Consider the following 5010-nt stretch of genomic DNA (forward strand, 5'->3'; position numbering starts at 1 on the left):
CGCGGCGAATACCGGGTGATCTACCGAATTTTTGATGAGATTGTGGTCGTCGAGATCGTCTCCATCTCGCACCGGCGCGACGCGTACCGGCCCACCCCGAGCCCGAAAGGGCTTGAATAGACACATGCCACTCACAGGGGAATACGCACCGAGCACCTCCGACTGGGCTCGCACCCAGGCCGAGCGCTACGAGGCGACCGATGGTGCCGAAGGCGGCGAACTGCGCGGCATGCCCGTGATCGTGCTGACGACGGTCGGCGCGAAGTCCGGGATGCTGCGTAAGACTGCCCTCATGCGCGTGGAGCACGACGGGGTGTACGCGGTGGTCGCCTCGCTCGGCGGTGCTCCGAAGCATCCCGTCTGGTATTTCAACATCGTTGCCCAGCCGCACGTCGAGCTGCAAGACGGCCCGGCCAAACGCGACTACCTCGCCCGCGAGATTTTCGACGGCGAGAAGGCCGTGTGGTGGGAGCGCGCGGTCGCCGCATACCCGCCGTATGCGGATTACCAGGAGAAAACCGATCGTGAGATTCCGGTGTTTGTGCTCGAGCTGATGGGCTAGCCGCAGCAGATTCATGCGATGCCCCGCTGTCGCTCGACTACAGTGTGGGGGTGCTCGACACTGTCGGACCGACGTCGGTCACCAACCCTCGTCGTCGGCGACTCCACCCTGCGCGGCTGACGCTGCTGGGGTTTGGTGGCGGAATCCTGGTCGGCACCGTCCTGCTGATGTTGCCGATCTCGACGGTCGGCCCCGGCGGGGCATCCCTCATCGAAGCCTTCTTCACGGCGGTCTCGGCAATCTGCGTCACCGGGCACGTCATCGTCGACACCGCCACCTACTGGACACCATTCGGGCAGACGGTCATCCTGCTGCTCATCCAGATCGGTGGCTTCGGGGTGATGACCTTCGCCACGATCGTCGGCGTGGCCGTGGTTCGCCGGCTCTCGCTGAGTTCGCGGCTGACGACGGCCGCAGAGACCAAGAGCTTTGGCATCAACAACGTGCGCGCGCTGGTTATCAACGTGCTCAGGATCTCTCTCGTGATCGAGTCGGCCGCCGCGGTCGTGCTGTTCGCCTGGTTCACGCTTCGCTACGGTCGGCCGGTCGGTGAGGCGGCGTGGCTGGCGGTATTCCACGCCGTCTCCTCGTTCAATAACGCGGGCTTCTCGCTATTCAGCGACAACATGATCGGGTTCGTCGCCGACCCGGTCGTCTCTCTCACTCTCAGCACCGCTGTGATCCTTGGCGGGCTTGGCTTCCCGGTAATCCTGCAGCTGCTGCGGTGGTGGCGACGCCCGCTGCTGTGGAGCATGAACACCCGCATAGTGCTCGCGGCGACCGCCATGCTGCTCATGGTCGGCACGGTCTACATCACCGCGATCGAGTGGAATAATCCTGCCACCCTGGGCCCGCTCGATTGGCCTGCGAAGATTCTCGCCGGCTTCTTCCAGTCGGTGCAGACCCGCACGGCCGGCTTCAACAGCATCGACATTGGCGGTGCGAGCGAGGCGACCCAGTTCGGGATGTCGGCACTCATGTTCATCGGAGCTGGCCCGGCAGGTACCGCCGGCGGCATCAAGGTCACCACATTTGCGGTATTGCTATTCATCCTGATTGCCGAGGTGCGTGGCCAAGGAGTAGTCAATATTTTCGGTAAGCGACTCTCACGGGCAGTGCATCGCCAGGCGATCTCGGTCGTGCTGCTCTCGGTCGCCGTGGTGGTGGCTGCCACCGTTGCCATCATGCTGATGTCGGGGCTGAGTCTCACGCCGGTGCTGTTCGAGTCGGTGTCGGCCTTCGCGACCGTGGGGCTATCGACCGGAATCACCGCACAACTTCCCGTGGGTGCCCAGCTCATTCTCGCCGCCCTGATGCTGATCGGGCGCCTTGGCCCCATCACCTTTGCCACAGCGCTCGCCCTGCGCGAGCGTGAGACTCTCTTCCAGTACCCCAAAGAAAGGCCGATAATTGGCTAAATTGCGCGCATTATTTGGAGCGGATGTCGAGAGTGTCGCCCAGGCCGACTCGGTCGCCGTGATCGGGCTGGGAAGATTCGGGCGCTCCCTCGCCCTCGAGCTGATGTGCAACGGCACTGAGGTACTGGGAATTGATGCCAACGAGGGCATAGTCCAGGACCTGAACGGGCAGCTGACTCATGTCGTGATGGCGGATGCCACGAAAGAGGCGGTGCTGCGCCAGCTGGCCGTGCCAGAGTTCGACCGGGTCGTAGTGGCGATCGGCGACGACGTCGAGTCGAGCATCCTGACCACCTCGCTATTGCTGCGATTCGGGATCAAGCACGTGTGGGCGAAGGCGGTCAGCGACGCGCACGGAATGATTCTCGAGCAGCTCGGGGTCGCCCACGTGATCTACCCGGAGAAAGAAATGGGCAAGCGGGTGGCTCACCTCGTGCGCGGCTCGATGGAGGACTACCTCGAGATTGGCGAAGACTTCTCGCTCGTGAAGATGATGCCGCCGGCGCGAGTAGTCGGCAAGCCGCTCGGTGAGTCGAAGGTGCGCTCGACCGCGGGTGTCACCGTGATCGCAGTGAAACCGGCGGGCGGGACGTGGAGCCACACCACCGCAGACACTGTCGTCGCAGCGGACGACACGATCCTCGTGGCTGGACCGACACGCAAGGCGGAGGAATTCAGCCAACTGCGCTGAACTTGCGGCTGAAACACTGCCGCAACACGGTGGCTCTAGAGTCAGATGTATGGCTGACCTGTTCGATGGCTATGGCACGACCGCCCTGGGGCGTGCCGGCGCGGCCGCGTGGGACGAGATGTTCTCCACGCCGGGCACGGCGCGTGAGTCTTACCGCGAGATCCATGCGGCCCTGGCCGAGATGACGCAGGATGAGCTTCGCGGCCGCACCGAAGCCCTCGGTGCCAGTTACCTCGCACAGGGAGTCACGTTCGACTTCGCCGGCGAGGAGCGCCCGTTTCCGCTCGACGCCGTTCCGCGGGTCATCGACCAGGCCGAATGGCTGACCGTTGAGGCCGGGATCAAGCAGCGCGTGAGGGCGCTCGAGGCGTTCCTGGCCGATATTTACGGCGAGCAGAATGCGGTGAAGGATGGCGTCATCCCGGCCCGACTGATTACGTCATCGAGCCACTTCCACCGCCAGGCCGCCGGTATCGAGCCGGCCAACGGCGTGCGCATCCAGGTCAGCGGCATTGATCTGATTCGTGATGAGAAGGGCACGTGGCGCGTGCTCGAAGACAACGTGCGGGTGCCCTCCGGCGTCAGCTACGTAATCTCCAATCGCCGCGTGATGGCCCAGACCCTACCCGAGCTGTTCGTGAGCATGAGGGTGCGACCGGTGGGCGACTACCCGCATAAGCTGCTGGGCGCGTTGCGGGCATCCGCCCCTGCCGGGGTCGACGACCCGACCGTCGTCGTGCTGACGCCGGGTGTCTATAACTCTGCCTACTTCGAGCACACCCTGCTCGCGCGACTGATGGGGGTTGAACTGGTGGAGGGCCGCGACCTGTTCTGCTCCGCTGGCAGGGTGTGGATGCGCACAACCTCGGGCCCCACCCGCGTTGACGTGATCTACCGCAGGGTCGACGACGAATTCCTCGACCCGCTGCAGTTCAGGGCTGACTCCATGCTCGGCAGCCCTGGCCTGATGCTTGCCGCCCGCCTCGGAAACGTCACCATCGCCAACGCGGTCGGCAACGGAGTGGCCGACGACAAACTCGTCTACACCTACCTGCCCGAGCTCACGAAGTACTACCTCGGCGAGGAGGCGCTCCTGCAGAACGTGCAGACCTGGCGCCTGGAAGAGCCCGGGCAGCTTGAGGAGGTGCTCGACCGCCTCGATGAACTGGTCGTGAAGCCGGTCGACGGATCCGGCGGCAAGGGACTCGTGATCGGGCCGGCGGCATCCCCGCAAGAATTGGCGAAGCTGAAGTCCAGTTTGCTGCGCGACCCCCGAGGCTGGATCGCGCAGCCCGTGGTGCAGCTATCTACGATTCCCACACTGGTCGATGATGGGATGCGGCCGAGGCACGCCGACCTCAGGCCCTTCGCCGTCAACGACGGTCAGGACGTCTGGGTGCTGCCCGGCGGCCTCACCCGGGTCGCCCTGCCCGAGGGCGAGCTCGTCGTCAACAGTTCGCAGGGTGGCGGCTCGAAAGACACCTGGGTCGTGGGGCAGGATCCGCTGCTGGTGTCGCGGCACAGTATCCAGGGCCTGGTCGCGGGCCAGGCCGCGGCAACGGAAGCGATCACGATCATTACCCCAGAGATGCTGAAATCGGCGCAGCAGGATCACGCGCCGCACGACCGCCCGCTGGGGCACGGCCAGCAGGAGCAGCAGCAACAGGAAGGCCCGCCCCCGCCCCCGCTCGCTGCCGACCGCGCCCCCTCGGCGCGAGCGCGGTTGCGCGCGCAGGCGCCGTCGCGCCGAACGGGCGCGCTCGACGATCCCGCGCGGGGAACCCCATGCTGAGCCGCATCGCGGAGTCCCTGTTCTGGATCGGCCGCTACATCGAGCGTTCCGACGGCACCGCCCGCATCCTCGATGTGCATCTGCAGCTATTGCTCGAGGATCCCTGGATCGAGGAGGACCTCGCCTGCCGCTCCCTGCTCAGCGTCATGGGCAGCGAAGTTCCCGAAGACCGTGTTCTTAACCGCCAGAGCGTGCTCGAGATCCTCGCCGTCGACCGGTCGGAGCCGGCATCCATCGCCTACTCGCTTGGGGCCGCCCGCGAGAACGCTCGCCGCGCCCGCGAGATCGTCTCAACCGAGCTCTGGGAGTGCCTGAATACGACGCGGGCCCGGATGCCACGGCGCGTGTCGAGCGATAAGGTGCACGAGTTCTTCGGCTGGGTGCGTGAACGTTCGGCGCTCGCCGTGGGCATCATCGAGTCGGGCACGAGTCGGGATGAGGCGTGGCAGTTCTTCACGCTCGGCCGCTCCATTGAGCGTGCCGACATGACGGCCCGCCTGCTCGCGACGCGCTCACTGACCGAGGCGAGCGGGCCGTCGTGGACGAC

General features: G+C 65.4%; 5 protein-coding genes. All 5 read left to right on the forward strand.

What is annotated here, in order from left to right; genetic code table 11:
• The first annotated feature begins 124 nt into the window (after positions 1-124).
• On the forward strand, positions 125-562 hold the full coding sequence (locus RMN95_RS09090; RefSeq protein ID WP_309616610.1) for a nitroreductase family deazaflavin-dependent oxidoreductase: 438 nt from the start codon (positions 125-127) through the stop codon (positions 560-562).
• Between the two features lie 50 nt (positions 563-612).
• On the forward strand, positions 613-1980 hold the full coding sequence (locus RMN95_RS09095; RefSeq protein ID WP_309616611.1) for a potassium transporter TrkG: 1368 nt from the start codon (positions 613-615) through the stop codon (positions 1978-1980).
• Complete coding sequence (locus tag RMN95_RS09100; protein ID WP_309620157.1) at positions 1973-2671, forward strand: TrkA family potassium uptake protein; 699 nt, start codon at positions 1973-1975, stop codon at positions 2669-2671. The genes RMN95_RS09095 and RMN95_RS09100 overlap by 8 nt, the downstream gene beginning before the upstream one ends.
• Positions 2672-2720: 49 nt before the next feature.
• A complete protein-coding gene (locus RMN95_RS09105; RefSeq protein WP_309616613.1) occupies positions 2721-4463 on the forward strand; it encodes a circularly permuted type 2 ATP-grasp protein in 1743 nt (580 codons plus the stop codon).
• The coding region (locus tag RMN95_RS09110; protein ID WP_309616614.1) for an alpha-E domain-containing protein at positions 4457-5010 on the forward strand (554 nt) is incomplete at its 3' end. The genes RMN95_RS09105 and RMN95_RS09110, both read left to right, overlap by 7 nt.

It is taken from the genome of Salinibacterium sp. (genome assembly GCF_031364185.1).
Classification (GTDB): Bacteria; Actinomycetota; Actinomycetes; order Actinomycetales; family Microbacteriaceae; genus Rhodoglobus.

What these genes read in the sequence shown, in the direction of transcription:
- RMN95_RS09090 (WP_309616610.1), top strand. Translation starts at nt 125, where the DNA reads ATGCCACTCACAGGGGAATACGCACCGAGCACCTCCGACTGGGCTCGC.
- RMN95_RS09105 (WP_309616613.1), top strand. Translation starts at nt 2,721, where the DNA reads ATGGCTGACCTGTTCGATGGCTATGGCACGACCGCCCTGGGGCGTGCC.